Consider the following 26865-nt stretch of genomic DNA (forward strand, 5'->3'; position numbering starts at 1 on the left):
GCTCGCGGGGTGAACGCAGACCAGCCGGACACAAAAAACGCCTCCGAAGAGGCGTAAGAGGCATCAAGGAACGCGACTGGATCAGCCGAAGTGGCAGATGTAGTGGTAGGGCTCACCCTCCACCTTGATCTCGAACGAGGAGTTGCCCGGCACGTTGTAGCTTTCGCCCGGACCGTAGCTCTTCCATTCGTCAGAGCCTGCCAGCTTGATGGCGCAGCGGCCTGCAACCGTTTCCATGATCTCGGGTGCGCCGGTGTTGAAGGTCAGCGAGGCAGGCAGGATCACGCCAACCGACTTGCGGGTGCCGTCGGCCAGGGTGACGGTGTGCGACACGCACTTGCCATCGAAGTACACATTGGCCTGGGTGTTGACGGTGCCGGCCAGGGTGGTGGTGGTCATGGTTGAAACTCCGTTGAATCGATCACTTGGCCTTGGCGGCCTTGGGGGCAGCAGCCTTGGGCGCGGCCTTCGGGGCAGCAGCAGGCTTGGCGGCGGCCTTGGGGGCAGCGGCCGGCTTGGCAGCAGGCTTTGCGGCAGGCTTCTTGGCGACAGGCTTGGCAGCCTTGCCCGCAGCAGCGCGCTTGGCCTTCACGTTGGCGCCGATGCGCAGGCGCAGGGCGTTCAGCTTGATGAAGCCGGCTGCATCGGCCTGGTTGTAGGCGCCGCCGTCGTCGTCGAAGGTCGAGATTTTGGCGTCGAACAGGCTGTCGGTGGCCGACTCACGGCCGGTGCACATGATGGTGCCCTTGTACAGCTTGAGCTTGACGGTGCCGTTCACGGTGGCTTGCGAGGCGTCGATCAGGCCTTGCAGCAGTTCGCGCTCGGGGCTGAACCAGTAGCCGTTGTAGACCAGGCGTGCGTAACGGGGCATCAGGTCGTCCTTCAGGGCCAGCACTTCGCGGTCCAGGGTGATCGACTCGATGGCACGGTGGCCGGTCAGCAAAATGGTGCCGCCAGGGGTTTCGTAGCAGCCGCGGCTCTTCATGCCCACGTAGCGGTTCTCGACCTTGTCCAGGCGGCCGATGCCGTGCTTGCCGCCCAGCTCGTTCAGCTTGGTCAGCACTTGCGCGGGGCTCATCTTCACGCCGTTGATGGCGACCACGTCACCCTTGGCGTAGGTCAGCTCGATGGTCTCGGCCTTGTTGGGCGCCTTCTCGGGCGACACGGTCAAGCGCCACATGTTGGCTTCAGGCTCGAAGTTCGGATCTTCCAGCACGCCACCTTCGTAGCTGATGTGCAGCAGGTTGGCGTCCATCGAATACGGGGCGCCGCCCTTGCGCTTCTTGAAGTCCACCGGGATGCCATGCTTGTCGGCGTAGGCCAGCAGCTTTTCGCGGCTCAGCAGGTCCCACTCGCGCCACGGGGCGATCACCTTCACGCCGGGCAGCAGCGCGTAGGCACCCAGCTCGAAACGCACCTGGTCGTTGCCCTTGCCGGTGGCGCCGTGCGAGATGGCGTCGGCCTTGCTCTTCTTGGCGATCTCGACCAGGCGCTTGGCGATCAGCGGGCGGGCGATGGAAGTGCCCAGCAGGTATTCGCCTTCGTACAGGGCATTGGCGCGGAACATGGGGAACACGAAGTCGCGCACGAATTCTTCGCGCAGGTCTTCGATGTGGATGTTCTCGGGCTTGATGCCCATCTTCAGGGCCTTGGCGCGTGCGGGCTCGATCTCTTCACCCTGGCCGATGTCGGCGGTGAAGGTGACCACTTCGCAGTGGTACTCGTCCTGCAGCCACTTCAGGATGATGGAGGTGTCCAGGCCGCCGGAGTAGGCCAGCACGACCTTCTTGACCGAGGGCTTGGCTGCGGTGGCAGCGGCCTGAGGCGCAGCAGTGGCGGGAGCGGCCACAGCCGTCTTGGCGGGCTTGGCAGGCTTGGCGACGGCTTTCACAGCCTTGGCGGATTTGGACATGTTCGTTCAGGTTCAGTCAGACGAAAGCCGAGATTTTAGGCCCCCGGCGGCGCCTCCACGAAATAGCCGGCGAAGCCGTGAAATCTGACCGCCTGGCGACCGCTTTTCCGGGGCTGCCCCCAATGGCGCTTGGCAGAAGATTCAGGAGCAATCGAAGGTGTTGTATCTGGAGGTTCGTCTGTCCGAAAACCGCCCTGCCCGCTTGTTCCACGCCGCCTTGTGCTGCGCGGCATTTTTCGCTTTCCGAAAGACGGTGAGGGCTGCATGAACTGGACGCGCCACCTCAAGCGCTTGCGCCCCGGGCGCAAGGCCGACCCGCTGCAGTTCGACGGGGTGCTGGAAGAGATTGAACCTCGGCTGCTGTTCAACGCCGACGCCGCAGCGCCGGTGATGGCCCTGTTGCCCGACAGCGCCCGAGAGCCTGATCTGCTGCACACGCACGTGGTGAGCACTCCACAGCAGGCGCAGGCCACCCAGGGCGGCAGCACACAGCAAAATACCGCGCGGGAGCTGATCGTCGTCGACGCGCAGGTGCCGGACGCCGAGCAGCTGCTGGCCAGCGTGACCGCAGGCAAGGCAGAAGGCAGCTACACCGTGCACTGGATCGGCGCACAGGACGACGGCATTGCCACCCTGAGTAGCTTGCTGGCGCAACGGCGTGACGTGACCGCCCTGCACCTGATCAGCCACGGCCGCGACGGTCAGCTGCAACTGGGTGCCACCACATTGGACGAAAGCGCCTTGCGCAGCCGCCTGGGCGAAATCAGTGCCTGGCAGAACGCCTTCACGGCCGACGCCGATTTCCTGCTGTACGGCTGCGATGTGGCCGCCACCGGCCGCGGCCAGCAGTTCGTGGACGACCTGGCCCTGCTCACGGGCACCGACGTGGCGGCATCGACCGACCTGACGGGCCACGAGGCGGCTGGCGGCGACTGGGTGCTGGAGTACCAGCGCGGCCAGATCCAGCACATGTCGCTGGACGCGCGCGGCACGGCCTGGATGCACACGCTGGCCACCATCAGCTTCCAGGACGGTGTGAACAGCTACAACAGCACGGTGGACACCTATCTGGAAAGCGCCACACCAGGCACCTCTCGAGGCACGAGCGACACGCTGATCGTGGACAACGGAGACCCCAACAAAAAGCAAACACTCATCCGCTTCGACAACATCATCGGTGCGTCGGCCATCCCACTGGGCTCGACCATCACGTCGGCCACCCTCACAGTGTATGTGACCAATGACGACAACAGCGACACCGTCACCATCCATCGCATGCTGGTGTCATGGGGCGAGTCATCGACCTACAACTCAATGGTCAACGGCGTCAGCCGCGACAACGTGGAGGCAGCAAGCGCGTCAATGTTCACACTGGACGCAGGCATCCTGGGGTCAGCCACCTTCGGCGACCTGACAACTGCCGTGCAAGCCTGGGCCAACGGCGCCGCGAACCATGGCTTCCTGCTGGCCACGGGTACAGCCAATGCCGACAACTGGACCATCAGAAGCTCGGACTTCAACACCACCATTTCGCAGCGCCCCAGACTCGACGTCACCTACACGGCCCCGACTGGCCCCTCGATGGACCTGGACGCCAACAACAGCTCGGGTGCCACAGGCAACAACCACAGCGTCACCTTCACGGAACAGACCCCGGTGCTCATCGCCGACACCGACGCCACGATCACAGCCGGATCGGCCAGCAACATGACCGGTCTGACCGTGACGCTGAGCAACCGCCCGGATGGCGGCGCCGAGTCTCTGCTGGTGGATGTGAGCGGCACCAGCATCAGCAGCGTGGGCTACAACAGCACCACCGGCGTGCTGAGCCTGACCGGCAACGACACTGCCGCCAACTACCAGAAGGTGCTGCGCACGCTGCAGTACGCCAACACCTCGGACAACCCCAGCACCACGGCGCGCACGGTGAACTACACCCTCACCGACACGAACGGGCAGACCACCACGGCCACCACCACGGTGTCCATCAGCCGGGTCAATGACGCGCCCGTTCTGACGAGCAATGGCGGTGGCAGCAGTGCTGCCATCAGCCTGGCCGAGAACCAGACCGCCGTGACCACTGTGACGGCCACCGACGTGGACAGCGGTTCGCTGACCTACTCGATCGCCGGCGGCGCCGATGCGGCACGGTTCAGCATCAACAGCAGCACCGGCGTGCTGACCTTCACTGCAGCACCCGACTTCGAGAACCCCACAGACGCTGGCGCCAACAACGTGTACGACGTGATCGTGCAGGTCAGCGACAACAACCTGAGCGACACGCAATCGCTGGCGGTGACCATCACCGATGTCTCGTCGGCGCTGGTGGTGACCACCACCACAGACAACAACGACAGCGGCCTGGGCACGGCCTTCACGGCTGAACAACTCAATGTGAGCAAGGGCACCGACGGTCGAATCTCCCTGCGCGAAGCCCTGATCGCAGCGAACAACACGGCCGGCACCGACACGATCACCTTTGCACTGACTGGCGCCACGGGCCTGTACGGCGAATACACCATCAACATGCTGTCGACGCTGCCCGACATCACGCAGGCGGTGGTGATCAATGCCGCTTCACAGGCCGGCTACACCAACCGTCCGGTGGTGGTGCTCGACGGCAACGGAGGATCGGGCAACGGTTTCACGCTGGCCGCCAATGCCGATGGCAGCACGATACGAGGCTTCGTGATCCGGGGCTTCAGCGCCGACGGCATCCACATCGTGGCGGGCTCCGACAACCACACCATCGTGGGGAACTACATCGGCAGCTTCAACGCCGATGGCAGCAACGCAGGCGCGACCGAGCGCAACGGCAGCGAAGGCATCCAGTCGGCCGGGGCCAACGTGGTCATCGGCGGCACCGCCACGGCCGACCGCAATGTGATCTCGGGCAACACCTCGCCTTACAACATCTACTTGTCCACCGGGGCCAACGGCACGGTGATCCAGGGCAACCACATCGGCACCGATGCCTCGGGCACAGCGGTCTTCGCGACCAACAGCGCCTACGGCATCATGGTCGAGACCAGCAGCAACAACGTCACCATCGGTGGCACGGCCAATGGTGCAGGCAATGTGATCTCTGGCTTCACCAGCCGCGGGATCTGGGCCACCACCACGGGCACAACCACCATCCAGGGCAACAAGATCGGCACCGATGTAACCGGCTCGGTCGACCTGGGCAACGGCGAGTACGGCATCTATGTCGATGACGCGGGCAGCGTGGTCATCGGCGGCACGGCTACCAACGCGGGCAATGTGGTGTCGGGCAACAACGGCGGCGGCATTTACCTGGGCAACAGCGGCACGGCCCTGGTACAAGGCAACATCATCGGCCTGAATGCGGCCGGCACGGCGGCACTGGGCAACACCGGGGTGGGCCTGCACATCAACAACAGCGCGGTGACCACCGTTGGCGGTAGCACCAGCGCGGCACGCAACATCATCTCGGGCAACAGCAGCCACGGCATCCATGTGGCATCCAATCAGGCCCACCTGATCCAGGGCAACTACATCGGCACGGGCGCAGACGGCAGCACGCTGCTCGGGAATGGTGGCTCCGGTGTGTACATCGCGGCCACGGGTGTGACGGTGGGTGGCAAGAACGCCGGCGAAGGCAACGTGATTGCCGGCAACACGGGCGCCGGCATCAATGTGATCGCGGGCTTTCACAGCAACCTGATCTATCGCAACTCGATCCACAGCAATGGCGGGCTGGGCATCGACCTGGACAACAACGGCGTCACGGCCAACGACTACAACGACGGCGACGGAGGCGCGAACTACCGAAACAACTTCCCTGTGATCACCTCGGTGGTGACCAACGGCACCACCACCACGATCCAGGGCTCGGTCGATTTCTTCAGCGGCCCGGAAACAATCTACATCGAGCTTTTTGCCAGCCCTAGCAAAGACGCCAGCGGCCACGGCGAAGGACGAACCTACCTGGGCGCGGTGCAGGTCACCACCACGGCAGGCACGGGTGACGCCACGTTCTCGCTGACTGTGACGGGCGTGAATGTGGGTGACTGGATCACTGCGGTGAGCAACGTGGAAACCACCTACCTGGGCGCCTCGGAATTCGCGATGGCGGTTCAGGCTGTGGCCCCTGCCCAGGCGCCACGCGGCCGGCTGATCTGGACCGTGAACGATCGGCTTTACCAGCAGTATGCCGACTGGAGCACCAACGGCTGGAGCGGCACGGGCACCAACGGTCTGAACTTCAGCGACGACATTTCGATGATCGCCGCGGCCGAAGCACCCACGCGCAACGAGATCATCTTCATCGGCTCGGCCGACGTGTCGGGCAAGATCCTGGCTGGCATCTGGAACGGCAGCAGCTGGTCGTCGCTGTTCAGCATTCCAGTGGCCACGCCCAGTGCCACGGCCGCACAGCTCAACAGCTTCGCTGTGGCCTATGACCCGCTCAATGGCAATGCCATGCTCGTGTGGGACAACGGCAGCACGGGCACCAACAGCCTGTCGTACGCCATCTGGGACGGCAGCAGCTGGAGCGCGATCCAGACCGTGACGGCCCCTGTGAGCGGCGAAGTGGTGCACATGAAGCTGGTGGCCAACCCGAGGGGACACGACATGGTGCTGGTGGCCAGCACCACGGCGGCCACCAGCAACCAGTTCGCCATGGTCTGGAATGGCAGCAGCTGGGGCGATGCCCAGACACTGGGAACCAACAGTTCCAAACAGTATTTCGAGGCCAATGTGGCTTACGAAAGCCAGAGCGGTCGCGCCCTGGTGTTCTATGACAACTCGGCCAGTGACTCGGCCAGCGTGCAGTACCGTGTGTGGAACGGCAGCAGCTGGAGCAGCGAGGCCACGGTGGCCCCGCCCGCTGGCATCACGGCCACGGCCGAGCTCTACAGCACCGTCATTGCCACCGACCCCGGCAGCAACCGCATCGCCCTGGCCGCCAAAGACGCCAACAATGATGTGTGGGCCGCCGTGTGGGATGGCAGCAGCTGGGGCAGCCAGAAGCTGGTGACCGATTCGGGCGTTCGGGTGTCGGAAGACCACAGCACCATGGCCCTGGCGTTCGAGAGCCAGTCGGGCAAACTGATGATCGCCTACGGCAAGGCCACAGGGCCCTCGCTGCACTACATGACCTGGACCCAGGCAGGTGGCTGGAGTGCAGAAGCCGTGGCCCTGAGCATGGGCGACACCGACTTCGCCCAGGTGGTCAAGCTCTACGCCGACCCCTACAGCAATACCATCATGCTGGGCGTGCAGGACCAGGACGCCGACCTGACCATGGCCGCGTGGGACGGCTCGGCCTGGGGTACGGCCACGCAGCTCGACAGTGCCACCGGCCTGCCCCAGCGCGAGAAATTCGTCTTCGTGTGGAACCGTAATGCGCCGGTGGTCAGTGGCCTGTCAGGTGACACGCTGACCTACGTGGAAGACCAGCCCGCCGCCGTGCTGGACCAGGGGGGCGACGCTGCCGTGTTCGTGGCCGATGCAGGCGGCTACAACGGCGCCAGCTTCTCGGTGTCGTTCCTGTCGGGCAGCACCGCTACCGAAGACGTCCTGTCGATCCGCCACCAGGGCACAGGCGCCGGGCAGATCGGCCTGTCTGGGGGCAATGTGACCTACGAAGGCGTCGTCATCGGCACCTGGAGCGGGGGCAGCAACGGCGCCAACCTGGTCATCGCTCTGAACGCCAACGCCACCAACGCGGCCGTGAGCGCGCTGAGCCGGAACATCAGCTACCAGAACACCAACACCACCACCCCGTCGACCACCTCGCGCGTGGTGCGTTTCGTGGTGACCAACGCGGGGGGTCAGGCCAGCACGCCCGCCGACGTCACCGTGGCCTTGACCGCCCGAAACGACGCGCCCACCCTGACTGCCACGGCCCAGAACCCGACCTTCACCGAGGCCGCAGGCTCGGCCACGCAAGCGGCCGCCGTGGCCTTGTTCAGCAGCGCCAGCGCCAACCCAGTGGACGCCGGCCAGGGCTTCAAGTCGCTCACGTTCACGGTCAGCAACCTGCTGGATGGCAGCAACGAACGGATCGTGGCCGATGGTTCCTCGATTGCCCTGCTCAACGGACAGACTGGCACCACCGCCACCAATGGCCTGGCCTACTCGGTCAGCGTGTCAGGCAGCACGGCCACCGTCACCCTGACCCACCCGGGCAGCCTGAGCACGGCGTCGCTGCAAAGCGTGGTCAATGGTCTGGCCTACCAGAACACGCAGCTCGACAACCCCACGGCGGGCACACGAACCGTCACGCTGACCCAGGTGCAGGACGACGGCGGCACGGCCCTGGGCGGCGCTGATGTGCGCACACTTTCGATTGCCTCCAGCGTGACGGTGGTGGCCACCAACGACGCCCCCGCCATCAGCAGCAACGGTGCTGGGGCCACGGCGGCCGTGTCGGTGGCCGAAAACAGCACCGCGGTGACCACTGTCACCACCTCTGACCCTGACCACAGCACCTTCACTTACAGCATCGTTGGTGGCAGTGACGCCGCACGCTTCAGCCTGAACAGCAGTTCAGGCGCCCTGAGCTTCAATGCCGCACCCAACTTCGAGGCGCCCTCCGACTCTGACGGCAACAACACCTATGTGGTGATCGTGCAGGTCAGCGACGGCAGTGCCACCGACACCCAGACCCTGACCGTCACGGTGACCGACCTGAACGAGTTCAGCGTGGGCACCGTGAGCGACAACAACGCTGCAGCGAACACCGTGGCCGAGAACGCCGCCAACGGCAGCAGCGTGGGCCTGACCGCACGGGCCATCGATGCCGATGGCAGCAACAACACCGTCACCTACAGCCTGAGCGACAGCGCTGGTGGCCGTTTCGCCATCCATGCCACCACCGGCGTGGTCACGGTGGCCAATGGCAGCCTGCTGAACTTCGAAGCCGCCAGCACCCACACCATCACCGTGCTGGCCACCAGTGCCGATGGCTCCAGCAGCAGCCAGAGTTTCAACATCGGCGTGACCGATGTGAACGAGTTCTCTGTCGGCCCGGTCTCTGATGCCAATGCAGCAACCAACACGGTGGCCGAAAACGCCACCACCGGCACTTTGGTGGGCCTGACCGGCTTCGCCCAGGATGCGGACGGCAGCAACCACACGATCAGTTACAGCCTGAGCGACAACGCTGGAGGGCGATTTGCCATCAACGCCAGCACGGGGGTGGTGACCGTGGCCGATGGCAGCTTGCTGAACTTCGAGACAGCCACCAGCCACAACCTCACCGTGGTCGCCACCAGCAGCGACGGCTCCAGCAGCTCCCAGAGCTTCACCGTTCAGGTCAGCGATGTCAACGAGTTCAGCGTGGGCGCGCTCAGCGATGTCGATGCAGCGGCCAACCAGGTGTCAGAAAATGCAGCGACGGGCGATGCCGTGGGCCTTCGTGCGCAGGCCGTGGATGCCGATGGCAGCAACAACACCATCACCTACAGCCTCAGCGACGATGCAGGCGGCCGCTTCAGCATCGACGCCATCACCGGTGTCGTGACCGTAGGAAATGCCGCCCTGCTCGACTACGAGACCAGCACCAGCCACCAGATCACGGTGGTGGCCACCGGCAGCGACGGCTCCAGCCAGAGCAGCAACTTCGCGGTACAGATCACTGACGCCAGCGAAGGCGGTGTCGGCCCGATTGCCGACACCGACAATGCCGCCAATGCGATCAGCGAAGGAGCCAGCAATGGCGCCAGTGTGGGCCTGACGGCCAGTGCCACAGACCCGGATGCCACGGACACGGTCAGCTACAGCCTGACGGACAGCGCGGATGGGCGCTTTGCCATCGACAGCGCCACGGGCGTGGTGACCCTGATCGACGCCTCACGCATCGACCGCGAGGCCAGCGGCAGCCACACGATCACCGTGCGGGCCCTGAGTTCTGATGGCAGCGCCACCACACGCAACTTCAGCATCCAAGTGCTGGATGTGGACGAATTCGATGTGGGTGCCGTGTCTGACCAGGACGCCGCCACCGATGCCGTGGATGAAAACGCCGCTGGGGGCACCCTGGTAGGCATCACCGCGCGGGCCCAGGACGGCGACGCCACCACCAACACCATCACCTACAGCCTGAGCGTCAACCCCGGCAACCGCTTTGCCATCGATGCACAAAGCGGTGTGGTGACCGTGGCCAATGGCGCTTCGCTGGACTTCGAGAGCAGCACCAGCCACAGCATCACCGTGCTGGCCACCAGTGCCGATGGATCGACCCGCACGCAGGTGTTCACCATCGCGGTGCGAGATGTCAATGAGTTCACGGTCAGCACGCCGACCGACGCCGATCCGGCACCAGACCAGGTCAACGAAAACGCGCTCGCCGGCGCCCTGGCCGGCCTCACGGCCCAGGCATTTGATGCCGACGGCACCACGAACTCGGTCACCTACAGCCTGTCGGACGACGCAGGCGGTCGCTTCGTGATCGACAGCGCAGGGGTGGTGCGCGTGGCCAATGGCGCCACCTTCAACCACGAGGCGCAGGGCAGTCACACCATCACTGTGGTGGCGACCAGCGCCGATGGTTCGCAGCAGAGCCAGAACTTCACCATCGACGTGGCCGATGTCGACGAGTTCGATGTCAGCACCCCCGTGGATGCAGACGGCGCAGCCAACACTGTGCAGGAAAATGCAGCCCATGGCACCGCCGTGGGGGTGCAGGCGCAAGCCAGTGATGCCGATGGCACCACCAACGGCATCACCTACAGCCTGAGTGACACGGCAGGCGGGCGCTTCACGATCGACCCGGTCAGTGGTGTGGTGACCGTGGACAACGCCTCCCTCCTCGATTTCGAGGCTGCATCCATCCACACCATCACGGTGCTGGCCACCAGCGCCGACGGTTCGACCAGCAGCCAGAGCTTCAACATCACGCTGACCGATGCGAACGAATTCAGCGTGACCGCCGCGACCGACACCGACGCCGCCCTCAACGAGGTCCTGGAAGGCGCAAGCACCGGCACGGCGGTGGGCCTGACAGCGCGGTCGCAAGATGCAGATGGCACGCAGAACAGCATCAGCTACTCGCTGGCCGACAACGCGGGCGGACGCTTTGCCATTGACGCGGTCACGGGCGTGGTGACGGTGGCCGATGGCAGCCTGATCGACTTTGAAACCAGCGCGACCCACACGATCACGGTGCGTGCCACCAGCGCAGACGGCTCGACCCAGGACCAGAACTTCACCGTGGACATCCTGGACCGCAACGAATTCACCGTGAGCACACCGACCGACACCGACACCGGTGCCAACAGCGTGCAGGAGGGGGCCGCGACCGGCACGGTGGTCGGCGTCACCGCCCTCGCGCAGGACCCTGACGGCAGCAACAACACCGTCACCTACAGCCTGGTGGACAACGCTGGCGGCCGCTTTGCGATCGACGTCAACACCGGTGTGGTCACCGTGACCAACGGCAACCTGCTCGACTTCGAAGCCAGCGGCGCGCACACGCTCACAGTGCGCGCCACCGGCAGCGATGCCTCCACGCAGGACAGCAGCTTCATCGTGACCGTTCAGGATGTGAATGAGTTCGATGTGTCCACCCCGGTGGACGCCGACGCTGGTGTCGACACGGTGCAGGAAAATGCAGCCAACGGCAGCACCGTGGGCATCACGGCCCAGGCCTCGGACGCCGACGGCAGCCTGTCCACCGTCACCTACAGCCTGAGCAACGATGCAGGCGGTCGCTTTGCCATCGATGCCGGCTCTGGCATCGTCACGGTGGCCAATGGCAGCCTGCTCAACCACGAGGGGGCCAGCAGCCACACCATCACCGTGGTGGCCACCAGCGCGGATGGCAGCACCCGCAGCCAGAACTTCACGGTGGCGGTGACCGATGCCAACGAGTTTGCCGTGACCACGCCCGTGGACACCGATGCAGCCAGCGACACCGTGGCCGAGAATGCCGCCACCGGTACCACCGTGGGACTGCTGGCGTCGGCATTTGACGCCGACGGCACCCAGAGCACCGTGAGCTACAGCCTGACCGACTCGGCAGGTGGACGTTTTGCCATCCACACCAGCACTGGCGAAGTGACCGTGGCCAACGCCGCCTTGCTGGACCACGAATCGGCCAGCAGCCACACCATCACGGTCAGGGCCACCAGCGCAGACGGCTCGCAGCGTGACCAGACCTTCACCATCGCCATCACCGACGTCAACGAATTCGGGGTGAGTGCCGCACAAGACGCTGACCCAACGCCCGACGGCGTGCAGGAAAACGCTGCCAATGGCAGCCTGGTGGGGCTGACCGCACGGGCCACCGACGCCGACGGCACCAACAACGCCGTGAGCTATGCCCTGGTTGATGACGCCGGGGGGCGGTTCGCCATCGACGCCAGCACCGGGGTGGTCACGGTGGCCGACGGCAGCCTGCTGGACGCCGAAGCCCAGGCCAGCCACGACATCACGGTGGAAGCCATCAGCAGCGATGGCAGCCGCCAGAGCCGCAGCTTCAGCATCGCGCTGCAGGACCTCAACGAGTTCACCATCAGCCCGCTGGGTGACATGGACAGCACCGACAACCGTGTCGCAAACAGCACCGGAAGCGGCATGGCCGTGGGCGTGGTGGCTCGTGCCAGCGACGCCGACCGCACGGGCAGCACCGTGCGTTACACCCTGATGACGGACCCCAGCGGAGCGTTCGCGATCGATGGTCAGACCGGTGTGGTGACCCTGGCAAGGGCCGAGATGCTGAACCGCCAGACCGACAACATACAACGCATCACGGTGATGGCTCGCAGTGATGACGGATCGACCACGTTGATGGACTTCGACATCCAGGTGATGGCCATGCCGGCCGAGCCTGTGATGGTGCTGCCAGAACCCACCCCGGAGCCTGTGCGCCCAGCACCCGAGCCCCTGGTCGACGCCACGCCCGACCCGACACCCGAACCCGCCCCTGCAGAGCCTGCCCCGCCGGCCCCTGTGGCCGCACCGGCCCCCCAAGGCGACGTGGCCATGCCCGGCCCCAGCCTGACTCTGCCGCCAGCGTCCGGTTGGGCCGTGCCCATGGGCACAGGCGCCGTGAAGGTGCTGCTGACGCCCGTGCCCAGCGTGGCCATGGCACAGGCCATGCCTGTGCAACTGACCGTGACCGCCTTGCTGGACCTGTCCAATGGGGCGACCATGAGCCCCCTGGGTGCCGCCGAACTCAGCCGGCTGAGCCTGCCTGCAGCCCCCGTGACCATGGCCCAGGCCAGCGAACTGCCGCTGAGCCTGGACACGCTGGCGCCCACCCTGGTGCAAATGGGTGGCCTGACCCTCAGCCTGGGCAGCGTGTTCTGGCTGTCCCGGGCCAGCACCTTGCTGACCAGCCTGCTGGTGGCCACACCCATCTGGCGCACCATGGATCCACTGCCCGTGCTGGCCTCCACCGGCCTGGGTGGCGGCGCGCCTGGCGAGGGTGGAGACGACGGGCCGGAAAGCGATCGCATGGCCGAAGGCATGTTCGCCGACGTGCCCCATCAGCACGAATCGGTCCAGATCATCGGGTGACGTGCGAGATGACTTTTCGCGCCAGTTTGCAAACTTTCACCTGAAACGGTCATCCGGGGAACGCCATGCGCCGTTGAACGACTGCAGCCCTGCCTGTCGCAGGCTGTCGCTTCACGGAGACCACACATGCGCCACCCCATACTCTCTGCCCTGACCCTGGGCTTGCTGGCCATCAACGCCCAGGCCGGCCAGACCGTGGCCCAGACCGTGATGGCCAGGGTGGTGTCGTCCACCCCGGTGATGGCCCAGGTGGCCACCCCCCAGCAGGTGTGCTTCGACGAATTGCAGGCTGTGCCGCCACAAGGCAGCGGCGCAGGGGCCTTGCTCGGCGCCATCGCCGGGGGTGTGATTGGCAATGCCGTGGGCAAAGGTGCAGGCAATGCGGTGGCCACCGGCCTCGGGGTGTTCGGCGGCGCCGTCCTGGGCGACCGCATCGAAAAAGATGGACGCCCTAGAGGGCAGCGCACCGTGAGGCGCTGCGAACAGCAGTCGGCCTACAGCCAGCAGGTGGTGGCCTACCAGGTGGTGTACGAGCTGCACGGCCAGCAGTACAGCACCCGGATGAACAGCCAGCCTGGCCCCACGATCCCGGTGCAGGTCTCGGTCACCCCTGTGGGCCAGGCCGCGGCGTACAACACGGCGCCGGCGTACACCCCACCCCCGCCGGTGTATGACACGCCGCCGGTCGTCATGCAGGCCCCAGTGGTCGTGCCAGCACCGGTGGTGGTGCACCGTCCGGTCGTCATCGAAACGGCCTACGAGCGGCCGATCCACCGCCGCCACTGGCATCGTCATGAGCGCTTCCACGACCACAGCCACCATCGCTGGGATTGATCCGCTCGCACCGGGTGTTGACCGCTCCGTCAAGCACCGAGCGAACAAGGAAGGACAAGTGGCGAATGGCATGCCGGGCGTGCAAAGCCGGCTTTTGTGTGCACTTCCGCATGCCAGGGTGTCTGAGCAGACACACAAGGCTCAAGCCTGAGCGGCGTCTTCCGTCAACATGGTGATGGGATTGCCACGGACGGCAGGGTGATCCCGCTGCATGCTCAGGAAGGCCGTCACCACACGCCAGGTGTGCGCCATGACGACTGCCCTTTCTCCCGGCGTCATCTCTGACGCCGAGACATTCATCCGCCAGGAAGCCCGCATCCTGCTGGTCGACGACGACCCGGATGCCATCCGGCTGATGCACCAGATGCTGCAAGGCTATCGCCACGTGCGTTTCGCCACCCGGGTCCACGACGCGATGCAACTGATCGAGCGCGAAGCGCCCGATGTGGTGCTGCTGGATGCCGAAATGCCCGAGAGCAACGGCTTTGCCCTGTGCGAACGGCTCAAGCAGCAAGCGCACACCCGCGAGATCCCTGTGCTGTTCGTGACCGCTCACACCGATGTGAGCTTCGAGGTCAGGGCCCTGAGCTGCGGCGCCGCCGACTTCATCACCAAACCCATCAGCGCGCCTGTGTTTCAGCTGCGCGTGGCCCACCACCTGCGCACCAAGCGCCAGATGGACCTGCTGAGGCAACTGGCCACCATCGATCCGCTGACCGCGCTGCCCAATGCACAGGCCTTCCAGCAAATGCTTCGCCAGGAATGGCGACACAGCGAACTGACACAGCGCCCCCTGTCGTTGCTCGTGATCGACCTGGACCAGTTCCGCAAGTTCAACTGGCACCAGGGTCACCAGGAAGGCGACCGGCGCCTGCAAGCCACGGCCGAGGTGCTTCAGGCCCAGCAACAAGCCTGCGACACCGTGGCTCGGGTGGGCGGTGACGAGTTCGCCTGGCTGATGCCTGGCAGTGACGCCCAGACCCTGCAGGAGCGGGGCGAGGCGCTTCAAGCGGCGCTGCGTTCGCAAGGCCTGGGCAGCGCCGAAGGACAACCCGGCGGGCGCACTGTCTGCGCCGGCGGCAGCGCCCGTCAGGCCAGCAGTGAGCTGTGGGGACTGCAGGACCACCGCATGGAAATGGCAGGCAGCAGCCACACCCAGTTGCTCGATGCGGCTCAGCGCAGTCTGACACTTGCGCGCCAGCAAGGTCGTGGCAGACTGGTGACCGTGGCCCTGCACGAGGCCCAACGCGTGAGGCATGCGGCACCGCACACCCTCGGGCCCGTGGAGCACACCCCGGCCAGTCAGTATCTGCAGGGCGTGACATCGACGCGTGCCCCCGTTTTTTCCGTGCCTCCGCAATGACCCCTCACCAACCTGCCGCACCCCACAGCATTCACCCGGCCCGATGGGCGCTGGGTGTCTGGTTCGTGGGGCTGCTGGCTGCCATGGCCATGGGCATGCGCGCAGAAGTGGCGAACGACCAGCGCCGCCAGGAGCAGTTCGCGGTGCTGACCGAGCAGGCGGTGCAGGACGTCAGCGTGCGCATGCAACGCTACGAGTACGGCTTGCGCGGCGCACGCGGTGTGGTGGTGGGCGCCGACGTGAGTGCGATCAACCGCCAACGCTTCGAGGCATACAGCCGCACCCGGGAGATCGACCGCGAATTCCCCGGCGCACGAGGGTTTGGCTACATCCGCAAGATTCGGCCGGCGCAGGTCGACACCTTCCTGCGCACCGCACGCCTTGAAGGCCCGGCAGACTTCAGCATCCGTCAATTCAAACCGCACAACGGCGACCTGTTCGTCATTCACTACATCGAGCCCTTGAGCCGCAACAGTGAAGCCATGGGTCTGGACCTGGCCAGTGAGCCCATCCGCAAGGCCACCGCACTGCGCGCCATGCACACCGGCCTGCCCACCATGAGCGGCCCCATCACGCTGGTGCAGGCCTCGGGCGCACGTTCGCGCGGGCTGCTGCTGATGCTGCCTGTGTACCGCCTGGGCACACAGCCCCACACGCCCGCTGAACGAGAAGCCGCGACAGAAGGCTGGACCTACGCACCCCTGCTGATCGACGAAGTGATCGGCAACCCCGCCCTGATGGACCGCCACTACGTGCTGACCTTGCAAGACCGGTCAGACGACGAAGCCGTGCGTTTTTTCCAGTCGGCCCGCGCCGAAGCCATGAGCTTGGCGGCTCGGCCCGAACAACAGGTCGGCACCCGGACGCTCGATGTGTTCGGACGCCAGTGGCAACTCGACGTCAGGTCCACCCCCGAGTTCGAACATGACCTGGGCCTGACACCGGCCTACGTGCCAGGGGCCATCACCGCCGTGCTGTTCACCTTGCTGTCGGGCCTGGTGTACGCCCTCTTCGCCCACTGGGCTCAACTGGGGCGCCTGGGCGAGCAGCAGGCCCGCCTGGCGGCCATGGCAGCCAGTGCCAATGACGCCCTGATCGGCTTGGACCACGCTGGCCTGATCAACGAATGGAACGATGCGGCCACCCGCATGCTCGGGTACCCACGCGACAGCGCGCTGGGACAGCCCCTGGTGCGGCTGCTGGCACCGCAGTACCTGCGTCCACTGGCCGAGCAACACATGACTCAGGCAATGGACGGCCACCGCGTGCCGCCCACCGACTTCGTCTGCCTGCACCTTGACGGCACCCTGCTGGACGTGTCGATCACGCTGGCACCCATCACCGATGCGCCAGGCAAGGTCATGGGGTGCGCCCTGACCATCCGCGACATCACACCGCAGAAGCAGGCGGCCGAGCGCATCCTGGCCTTGAACGCCACACTGGAGCAGCAGGTGATCGAGCGCACGGCACAGGCCGAGGCGGCCAACCAGGCCAAGAGCGCTTTCCTGGCCACCATGAGCCATGAAATCCGCACACCCATGAATGCGCTCAACGGCATGGCCTACCTGCTGGGCAAAAGCGAACTCGACGACCGCCAGAAACAGTACATCGACACCCTGCAGGACGCCTGCAAGGACCTGCTGCGCATCGTCGACAACGTGCTGGACCTGTCCAAGATCGAGGCAGGCCAGATCAACCTCAACCCACAGCGTTGTCAGATCGGTCAGCTGGTCGGTGAGGTGGTGCGCCTGTTCGAGCCCACCGCGCACAGCAAGGGACTGCAACTGCTGCACCGCGTGACCGACCCGCAGGCCCACGACCTCCTGATCGATGGGGGCCGGCTCAAGCAGATGCTGTCGAATCTGGTGGGCAATGCCGTGAAGTTCACCGCGTCAGGCCTTGTGGAGGTCGATGCCAGCGTCCAGAGCATCGATGGTCGGCGTGTGAACCTGTTGCTGCAGGTCAAGGACACGGGCATCGGCATGAACGACGAGGTGCTCAAGCGGCTGTTCCAGCCCTACCAGCAAGCCCAGCACGAAGAGCCTCAGCAGTTTGGCGGCACGGGCCTGGGGCTGTCGATCGTCAAGACCCTGGCCGAACACATGGGAGGACAGGTGGGCGTTCGCAGCCAGGCCGGTCAGGGCAGCGAGTTCTGGATCAGCCTGCCTTGCGAGCTGGCCCAGGGTGACGCGCAGCGGCCTGCCTCACGAACGGGATCAAGCGCCCTGCCCGAACTCCAGGGTGACAGCCGACTCGCAGGTGTGCGTGTGATGGTGATCGACGACAGCGAGGTCAATGCGCTGATCGCCCGCCAGATCCTGCAATTCGAGCAAGCCGACGTGCGCATGGAAACCGATGCGCGCAACGCAGTGGACTGGCTGATCAAGCACCCTCACGAGATCGATGTGGTGCTGATGGATGTGCAGATGCCGGAGCTGGACGGTCGCCAGGCCACCCAACTGCTGCGTCACCACCACCCCGACAAGACCCTGCCCGTGATCGCACTGAGTGCCGGCGTGACCGAACCGGAGCGTCAGCAAGCCATGGCCGCCGGCATGAACGACTTCATCGCCAAGCCTTTCGATGCCGTGGTGCTGGTTGGTGCTGTGGCCCATTGGTCCAGGCGCGCCACACCCAGCATGGATCGCCATCAGGGTGCGTGGAATGCCACCCTGCCGTCCAGCACCCCCTGGCCGGAGTTGCCTGGTGTGGACCTGCCTGCCGTGCAGGCGAGGTTCGGTCGGCAGGTCGATCTGTACGCCACGATGATGCACCGCATGCTGGCCGAATTTGGTGGTGAGCAACTGCCAGACACGTGTCCACCAGAAGCTGAACTCGTGGACCACCTGCGGGCGCGCCTGCACAAGCTCAAGGGCATTGCCGGCAACCTGGGCGTGATGCGGGTGCACGCACAAGCCGAGGCGGCCGAGCGGGCCGCAAAGGAGCAGCAGCATGAGGCACTCAGCCAGCGCCTGGTTGCCCTGCGAGTGGCCCTGGCGGATGTGTCTGAGCGGGTGTTCAGTCGCTTGTCCGATGCGCCAGCTCCGGCCGCACCAGCAATGGCCGCCACACGGATGAGTGATCAACAACTGCGCCGCTGGCTCGAACAGGTCAAGGCGCGTGACCTCGATGCGCTCCAGCAATGGCCGCATGCGCGTGCCTGTCTGCAAGACCAGCTTGACGCCAGCACGCTGTTGTCCATCGATTCGGCCTTGCAGCGCCTGGATTTCGCACAGGCGCAGGCTTTTCTGCGCGATGTGCGCTGGACGCAGCCCTCACCTTGAACACCGAGGGCTGCACGCCCCCAGGTTCAGCGCCAGAACAGCAGGTCGTCGAAGGCGCCATCCACGCCTTCAAGGTAGGTCATGACCTCGGCCGTGGTGACATTGACCGTTGGCGCTTTCTCGAAGACCTTGTAGGGGAAGCCGTCCAGGATCTGCGCAAAGCGGGTCCGGTCGAACGTCTTGCCCTCCAGGCGCCACAGCTCGAAGAAACCCACCTTCACCTGCGACCAGAAATGGTCGCTCAAGGCGGTGGCGATCAGTTCGTCGTGCCCCTGGGTGTCCGACTTGTAGAAGATCGGGCGGCCCGAGGCCAGCCAGCGGTCTTCCTGCGTGGCCGCATTGACGACCTCGACCTTCGATTCGCGGTACACCGGCGGCATGGCCTTGAGGTTCAAGGAGTAGTTGCCCACGTTGCTGGGGTCTTCGTAGAAGCTGATGGACCCCGACTCGGTCGACAGGCCCAGGTTCACCAGGTTCGCATGCGGCAGCATGCCCAGGTTGCGCTGGAGCATCTCGTGGTTGCCCGGGTGCGGCTCGTAGCAGTGCACCTCGCGCAGATTGGGCATCAGCGACAGGCACTGCCTGGAGAACAGGCCCACATTGGCCCCCACGTCCACCAGCACGGCCCCATCGGTCAGGCCCTGTGCAAACTGGATCAGGAACTTGGGCTTGCCCTCGTCCCATGACTTCATCAGGAAGGAATGCACGCCGATCACGGCGTCACAGGGCAGGTGCACAGGCAAGGGCTTGCCTTCGTGCACCAGGTGGAAGGGCGAGCTGGCCTCCGGCATCACCTCGAGCGAGCGCAGGCCGTACAGCTCGCGCATGAGCTTGAGGTTCATCGGGAAGGAGCCCTGGAAGGCCCGCAGGACTTCCACGATGTGCAGGGTGGTCGATGGCGCGTTCATGCCACCGACTGTGGACCAGACCGCCCCCAGACAAGCGCCCGAAAAGCGCCAGGCTTTGCCCTCAACCTTCGCCGTACACCAGGGTGGGCTGCCCGTGTGGCATCAGCTCCTTGAGGCGGCGCAGTGCCTCGTCGCTGGGGTAGATGCGAGACAGATCCCCCAGCTCCAGCTCGGCGCGGGCCGACAGCTCGGGCGTGTGGCGTTCGACCACCACGCGCAGCGGCAGCCCCTGCACCAGCTCAGGCAGATCTGGCTGGCCGGAGGGCACACGCCGCGCCGGGAACTCGCGCACGATGTCGGGTACCGGGCAATGCGCATCGGTGGCCTTGACCCGCACGAAGCGCGCGAACTTGCAGCGCGCCGTGGCCAGGCCCATCACCTGCTGCACGTTCAGGCGCAAGCCGCCCGAGAACCGGTCGGTCTGCACCTTGCCCTGGATGATCACCAGTTCGTCGTCCTTCAGCAGGTCCTTGTTGGCATCGAGCGTGTCCTGGTTGGCCACGGCCTCGATGGTCTCGCTCTTGTCGTCGAGCTTGAAGATGGCCACCCGCCCGCGGGTGCCGTTGATGATGCGCAGGTCGCTGATGATGCCCGACACCACCTGGGGCTCGCGGCTGTCCTTGAGGTCGGCAATGCGCTGGCGCGCGAAGCGGCGCACCTCGGCCTCCGACTCGTCGAACAGGTGGCCGGTCAGGTAAAAACCGATGGCGGTTTTTTCGAGCGACAGGCGCTCTTTCAGGGTCCAGGGCTCGGTGGGCACCAGGTCGGGCTCGTTGGTCGAGGCCGCATGGCTGTCGCAGAAGTCGAACAGACCGCCCTGGTCGGCGTTGGCGGCCAGGCTTTCGGCGTAATCGAAGGCCAGGGACACGCTGGCCAGCAGGGCCGCGCGGTTGGCCTCCATCTTGTCGAAGGCACCGGCCTTGATCAGGGCCTCGACCACACGCTTGTTCACGCGCGAGCGGTCGACCCGGGCACAGAAATCGAAGAAGCTCTTGTAGGGCCCCTGGGCCTTGCGCTCCTGCACGATGGCCTCGATGGCGCCCTGCCCTGTGCCCTTCACAGCGCCCAGCGCGTAGCAGATGCTGCGGTTGCCGGTCGGGATGAAGCGCCACTCGCCTTCGTTCACATCGGGCGGGCTGAAGGTGATGCCGAAGTTGCCCACGGCATCGTCGTGGAAGATCTTGAGCTTGTCGGTGTCGTCGCTGGCAATCGTCATGTTGCCTGCGAAGAATTCAGCGGTGTAGTGCTGCTTGAGCCAGGCCGTGTGATACGCCAGCAAGGCGTAGGCGGCCGCGTGCGACTTGTTGAAGCCGTAGCCCGCGAACTTCTCCATCAAGTCGAAGATCTCGTTGGCCAGCTCGGTCGAGATGTCGTTCTTGGCGGCACCCTCGGCGAACAGGCCGCGGTGGTGCTGCATCTCCTCGACCTTCTTCTTGCCCATGGCGCGGCGCAGCAGGTCGGCGCCGCCGAGCGAGTAGCCCCCGACGATCTGGGCCACCTGCATCACCTGCTCCTGGTAGACCATGATGCCGTAGGTCTCCTTGAGCACCGACTCCATCAGCGGGTGCGGGTAGGTCACCTCTTCCTTGCCGTGCTTGCGCGCGCAGAAGGACGGGATCAGGTCCATGGGGCCCGGACGGTACAGCGCCACCAGGGCGATGATGTCCTCGAAGACGCTGGGCTTGGCGTCGCGCAGCATGCCCTGCATGCCGCGGGATTCCAGCTGGAACACGGCCACGGTCTTGCCTTCAGACAGCAGCCGGTAGGTGGGCGCGTCGTCCAGCGGGATCTTGGCGAAGTCGAAGTCCTTCTGGTCCGGGTGGCGGGCCATGATGAACTCTTTGGCCGTCTCCAGGATGGTCAGCGTGGCCAGGCCCAGGAAGTCGAACTTCACCAGGCCGATCTGTTCGACGTCGTCCTTGTCGTACTGGCTCACGGCCGAATCGCTGCCCGGCTGCTGGTACAGCGGGCAGAAGTCGGTGATCTTGCCCGGCGCGATCAGCACGCCCCCGGCGTGCATGCCGATGTTGCGCACCATGCCTTCGACGTTCTCGGCCAGCTCCAGCAGCGAGGCCACTTCTTCTTCGGCCTTTTCGCGCTCGTTGATCTCGGGCGCTTCGTGGCGCGCGTAGATCACCTTGGCCTTGGCCGGGTCGAAATCAGGCGGCAGCTTGGCCAGCGTGACGGTCTTGCCCGGCGGGGCCGGGATCAGCTTGGCGATGCTGTCCACATGGCCGTAGCCCATGCCCAGCACGCGGCCCACGTCGCGCAACGCTGCCTTGGCGGCCATGGTGCCGAAGGTGGCGATCTGGGACACGGCCGCACGGCCATAGCGCTGCTTCACGTACTCGATGACACGGTCGCGGTTGCCCTGGCAGAAGTCGATGTCGAAGTCGGGCATCGAGACCCGCTCCGGGTTCAGGAAGCGCTCGAACAGCAGGTTGTACTTCAGCGGGTCGAGGTCGGTGATCTTGAGCGCATAGGCCACCAGCGAGCCCGCGCCCGAGCCCCGGCCCGGCCCCACGGGGCAGCCGTTGTTCTTGGCCCAGTTGATGAAGTCCTGCACGATCAGGAAGTAGCCCGGAAAGCCCATCTTCAGGATCGTGTTGATCTCGAAGTCCAGCCGCTCGACATAGCGCGGGCGCTGGGCGTTGCGCTCGGCCTCCTGGGGGAACAGGTGCAGCAGCCGCTCTTCCAGCCCCTGGTGCGACAGCTCCCGGAAGAACTCGTCCATGGGCTGGGGTTGCCCATTCGGCATGATCGGCGTGGGGAAATCAGGCAGTTGCGGCTTGCCCAGCACCAGGGTCAGCGAGGTGCGGCGCGCAATGGCGACCGTGTTGGCCAGGGCCGAGGGGATGTCGGCGAACAGCGCCTCCATCTCTGCCGTGGTCTTGAAGTGCTGGTCGCGCGTGAAGCGCTTGATGCGGCGCGGGTTGCCCAGGGTTTCACCCTCGGCGATGCACACGCGAGCCTCGTGCGCCTCGAAATCGTCAGGCGTCAGGAACTGGATCGGGTGGGTGGCCACCACCGGCAGGCCCAGGCGGGCGGCCAGTGGCACGGCGCCGCGGATGTGCGGCTCGTTGGTGGGGTGGCCCGCTCGCTGCAGCTCGATGTAGAAGCGCCCCGGGAAAATGCCGGCCAGCTTGCGGGCCCAGGCCTCGGCCTTGGCCTCGTCGCCCATCAGCAAGGCTTGGCCCACCGGACCCAGGTCGGCACCCGACAAGCACAACAAGCCCTCGTTGTTCTCGGCCAGCGACGCCCAGTGCACCCAGGCATGGCTGCGCTGGCCCGGGGCCGTCCAGGCCTCGCCCAGCAGTTCAGACAAGCGCAGGTAGCCCTGCCGGTTCTGGATGATCAGCAACAGGCGGTTGGGCGCCTTACCGGCCTCTTCAGGCTCCAGCCACACATCGGCCGCAATGATGGGCTGCACGCCCTTCTTGCGAGCGGCCGAATAGTGCTTGACCGCCCCGAACAGGTTGGACAGGTCGCTGATGGCCACGGCCGGCTGGCCGTCCTTGGCCGCGGCCTTGACCAGGTCGTCGATGCGCAAGGTGCCGTCAACGACCGAATATTCCGAGTGAGCGCGAAGGTGAACAAAGGGCATGGCCAGATTGTAGGGAGCCTGGCGCTCTGGCCACCCCAGGCTCACACCCCGGGGCTCAAAAACACAGAATTTCGGTCAACGCGGACCTCAGCGCATGAGGGAGGCCAGGGCCTGGCTGTCGAAACGCCCAATGCGCGGGAACACATCGCTCAGGCGGCTGCCCGCCCCGAACCAGGTGCCCAGGGCACCGCCCAGCTGGTCGATGGCCAGGTCGGGCACCCACACACCGCCGCCCAGGTCGTCGGGGCCGTTGCGGGTGTGGTCAGGGAAGCGGCCCAGCACCTGTTGCCCTCGCACGGCACCGCCCACGACCAGGTGGTGGTTGCCCCAGGCGTGGTCTGAGCCCTTGCCATTGCTGACCAGGGTGCGGTTGAAATCAGAAGCGGTGAACAAGGTGACCTTGTCGGCCAGCCCCAGGAAGGTCAGGGCCTTCATGAAGGCATCGACCGCTTCGTCGATTTCGGCAAACTTGGCCTGCTGCACATCGCGCTGGTCTTCGCCATGGGTGTCGAAACCGCCAATGCCGCAGAAAAAGCACTGGCGGTTCAGACCGAACTGCCCTCGCACGCTGATCAGACGGGCGACCATCTGCAATTGCTGACCCAGTTCACCTTGTGGAAAGGTGGTGGGCAAGGTGGCGCCTGCCAGTGCCCCGGCCAGGAAGCGCTGGTTGTCCACCGAGCGGCGCATGGCCTGCAGCCACACGCGGCCGAACACCTCGGTGCTGCCGGCCGCCAGCAGGTCGTCGATGGCCTCAGACAGCGGGTTGCGGGCTTCGCCGGTGCCGGTGGGCACGTAGCCCTCCATGCCGAAGCGGCCGCTGGCCGGCACACGGAAGGGCAGCAAGGTGGCATCGGCATTGGTGCCCCACAGGGTGCTGCCCGTGACCGACACGCAGGCGTAATCGCGCGAACCGCTGCTGGCCAGCACCGTGTCCATCAGGCGCCCGCCCCAGCCGCCCTTCACGTTGGGGCTGAAGCTGTCGGTCTGCCACTGGGCCTGCTGGTCGGAGTGGGAAAACAGCCCCGAAGGCAGTTCCACCGAACGGGCCTCGAACTGGCCCTTGTCGGTGGGCTCCATCAGGGGCCCGATGTTCGACAGCACGGCCATCTGCCCCGCATCGAAGCGGGCCTTCAGCAGCGGCATGGCCCCGTGCAGGCCGTAATCGGTGCCGCTGGTGTTGGTGGGTGACAGGCGCAGCAGCTGGCTGGCGGCCGGCTCGGAATTCCAGTTCAGCGTCAGGCCTTGGCGGGCCTGGGCGTACAGGGCGTGGCGGGTGGGGTCGATCGGCACCAGCAGGTTGTTGCCATCGTTGCCCCCGTGCAGGAACAGGCACACCAGGGCCTTGTAGTCTGAGCCGCTGCTTTGCGCAGTTTGCGCCAGGGCCTGCAGTTGCAGCCAGGGTTGCACAGCAGCGCCGGCAATGCCAGCGGCGGCCAGGTTGCGCAGGAACTGGCGACGGTCGGGACGGAACGCAGTCATGGCGGGCCTCACTTCTGCACGACAAAATCAAGGGAGACCACGGCCAGCATCAGGGCGGCGGCCACGCGTTCACGAACGGGCCATTCGCCTTCGCCGGGCATCGCCGCCATCAGCGTTGTCAGGCGCATGCGTGTCGCCGAGGTCATGCCATGGGCGAACAGCAGCGCGTTCATGCGGTCGATCAGCGCCCCAGGCCGATCGCCCAGGGCACGCCAGGGGCCCAGGTCGCAACGCACGGCAAACGGGTCGCTCCAGTTGTCGATCAGGTCGCGGAACACATTGAAGGTGCCCACGGCGTTGGTTTCGGTGGTGATCTGGGCTTCAGGACAGAAGAAATCCACCGGCAGGCCGTCGACCGCCTGGCGCAGCTGCGCGGGGTAGCGCGTGGTGGGCGCAAAGAAGTTGAACACCGACGGTGCCAGCAACGGGTGCTGACCCAGCGGGTTCTCTCCGCCAAACAGGGCCCAGAAGTTCGAGGTGCCCAGGGTGTCCAGGGGCTGGACATTGAAGGCGCGCATCAGGGCGGCAAAACGCACCAGCGGCTCACGCAGCTTGCCGAAATCAGGGCGTGCCGCCGTGGCCTCGCTGCGGGCCTCGGCGTGCAGCAAGATGGCACGCACCACGGCCTTGAGGTCGCCGCGCACGCCCTTGCCGTTGTCATTGAACACCGCCACCACCTGGCTCAGATAAACCCCAGAGGGGTTGCTGGTGACCAGCCGCTGGATCAGCTGCCGGCAGATGAAGGGGCCCACGTTGGGGTGCTGGAAGATGCAGTCCAGGGCCTGGGCCATGTCCTGCTCTGGGGTTTGCCCCGCAGGCAGCACGCGCCCATCGAGCAAGGTTTTCGTGCCAGGCTCATGGAAAGCCGCATAAGCGCGCATGGGGGTCACCCAGTTGCGGTCGTCGTTGTAGTCCGAGCCTTCGAACAGGTCGTCACCGCCCTGCTGCCCCCCGAAGGACCAGCCACTGAATGCACGGGCAAAGCCCTTGACCACGTCTTCGGTGTAGGTGGGCACCGGCACGCTGCCGTCTTTCACCGCCGTGCCATCGGCGTTCAGCTTGACCAACCCAATGGAAAACAGCTGCAGCACCTCGCGGGCGTAGTTCTCGTTGGGGTGGCTGCCGGTTTCTTCGTTGGCCTTCTCGCTTTCCAGCATGTTCAGGTAGTAGCCCATGGCCGGGTGCAGGGTCACGGCTTCCAGCAGGCTGCGGAAGTTGCCGAAGGCATGCCGGTTGAGCATGTCCATCCAGGAAGACATGGCGTAGGGCTTGATGTCGGGCGCGATGTTGGAGATCACGAAGATCTCGGACAGCGCAAACGCCACGCGTGCACGCAGTTGGCCGCGGTCAGCGCCCGCATCGTCGAACAGCCACTGGCGCCAGATGGCTTCGTAGCTCATTTCATCCGAGGCCTCACGCCGCTGGCCCGTCTCCGGGTCGGTGCCGCGGCGCAGGTCGAGGTAGGACACGTGCTCGGCCACTGGCGCGTTGAACTGTCGCCACAGCCAGTGGTTCAGCCCCTCGGCCTGCAAGGTGTCGATGTCAGACTGCCCCCGCACCCCGAAGGTGGCCTGCATCAGGAAACGGGCCGCTTCCCGTGCCGACAGGCCGCTTTCGCGCGGAGGCTCGATCGGGTCGTAACCGGGCAGCTGCGACAAGGTCGACAGGCCGGTGACCGGGTCGGTGCTTTGCTGCACCAAGGGGAGGCCTTCTCCGCCACCACAGGCCTGCAGCCAGGCGCTGGTGGCCGCCGCCAGCCAGGCCGGCCGTTGCCAGAACGGGGGCCGAATGGCCGCTTGCGAATCCCTGGAGGGGTCGGTGCGTGAACGCGCCGGATGTGCTGCGCCGCCTTCCAGCCCTGGCGGCGTGTCGACCGTGTCCTGCATGGTGTGCCCCTGCAACTTCAATGGCCCCGATGCTAGGCAACCCTGCTTGTTTCCAGGGCTTGTCTTGACGAAACGAAAAGTAAGTGATGCGGGGTTTCCTAC

At 65.6% G+C, this 26865-nt stretch carries 10 protein-coding genes; 4 read left to right on the forward strand and 6 right to left on the reverse strand.

All coding sequences use genetic code 11. The annotated features are described in order from the left end of the window. Nucleotides 1-81: 81 nt before the first annotated feature. Together ppnP and EYS42_RS02625 are read right to left on the reverse strand one after the other, a co-directional pair. Nucleotides 82-399: a pyrimidine/purine nucleoside phosphorylase gene (gene ppnP, locus EYS42_RS02620; protein WP_130966282.1), complete on the reverse strand. Its 318-nt coding sequence runs from the start codon at nucleotides 397-399 to the stop codon at nucleotides 82-84. 22 nt (nucleotides 400-421) lie between these two features. Continuing rightward, nucleotides 422-1912 (reverse strand): argininosuccinate synthase, encoded by a 1491-nt coding sequence (locus EYS42_RS02625; protein ID WP_130966283.1) that lies wholly within the window; start codon nucleotides 1910-1912, stop codon nucleotides 422-424. A gap of 264 nt (nucleotides 1913-2176) precedes the next feature. Between EYS42_RS02625 and EYS42_RS02630 the strand changes: the two genes are divergently transcribed. From EYS42_RS02630 to EYS42_RS02645, 4 genes are all read left to right on the forward strand, one after another. Next, nucleotides 2177-13402 (forward strand): cadherin domain-containing protein, encoded by an 11226-nt coding sequence (locus tag EYS42_RS02630; protein WP_130966284.1) that lies wholly within the window; start codon nucleotides 2177-2179, stop codon nucleotides 13400-13402. A gap of 126 nt (nucleotides 13403-13528) precedes the next feature. Then, nucleotides 13529-14236, forward strand: a complete 708-nt coding sequence (locus EYS42_RS02635; protein ID WP_130966285.1) for a glycine zipper 2TM domain-containing protein — start codon at nucleotides 13529-13531, stop codon at nucleotides 14234-14236. Nucleotides 14237-14486: 250 nt separating this feature from the next. Beyond that, complete coding sequence (locus EYS42_RS02640) at nucleotides 14487-15599, forward strand: GGDEF domain-containing response regulator (protein ID WP_165456611.1); 1113 nt, start codon at nucleotides 14487-14489, stop codon at nucleotides 15597-15599. Beyond that, nucleotides 15596-18883 carry a CHASE domain-containing hybrid sensor histidine kinase/response regulator family protein gene (locus EYS42_RS02645; RefSeq protein ID WP_130966287.1) on the forward strand — a complete coding sequence of 1096 codons (3288 nt, stop codon included), beginning with the start codon at nucleotides 15596-15598 and terminating at the stop codon, nucleotides 18881-18883. Before EYS42_RS02640 ends, EYS42_RS02645 begins: the two co-directional genes overlap by 4 nt. Nucleotides 18884-18909: 26 nt before the next feature. On the opposite strand, the gene EYS42_RS02650 is transcribed toward EYS42_RS02645, so the two are convergent. The 4 genes from EYS42_RS02650 to EYS42_RS02665 all read right to left on the reverse strand — a co-directional run bounded on the left by EYS42_RS02650 (nucleotide 18910) and on the right by EYS42_RS02665 (nucleotide 26763). Beyond that, a complete protein-coding gene (locus EYS42_RS02650) occupies nucleotides 18910-19791 on the reverse strand; it encodes an FkbM family methyltransferase (RefSeq protein WP_130966288.1) in 882 nt (293 codons plus the stop codon). 61 nt (nucleotides 19792-19852) lie between these two features. After that, a complete protein-coding gene (gene dnaE, locus EYS42_RS02655) occupies nucleotides 19853-23395 on the reverse strand; it encodes a DNA polymerase III subunit alpha (protein WP_130966289.1) in 3543 nt (1180 codons plus the stop codon). Between the two features lie 87 nt (nucleotides 23396-23482). Beyond that, the gene (locus EYS42_RS02660) at nucleotides 23483-24877 is read right to left on the reverse strand and encodes a DUF1501 domain-containing protein (RefSeq protein ID WP_130966290.1); all 1395 of its coding nucleotides are present in this window, start codon (nucleotides 24875-24877) and stop codon (nucleotides 23483-23485) included. A gap of 8 nt (nucleotides 24878-24885) precedes the next feature. Continuing rightward, nucleotides 24886-26763, reverse strand: coding sequence for a DUF1800 domain-containing protein (locus tag EYS42_RS02665; protein WP_130966291.1), 1878 nt, complete (start codon nucleotides 26761-26763; stop codon nucleotides 24886-24888). Between the last annotated feature and the right edge of the window lie 102 nt (nucleotides 26764-26865).

Origin of the sequence: Aquabacterium lacunae (genome assembly GCF_004310865.1) — a bacterium.
In the GTDB taxonomy this organism is placed as follows: domain Bacteria; phylum Pseudomonadota; class Gammaproteobacteria; order Burkholderiales; family Burkholderiaceae_C; genus Aquabacterium; species Aquabacterium lacunae.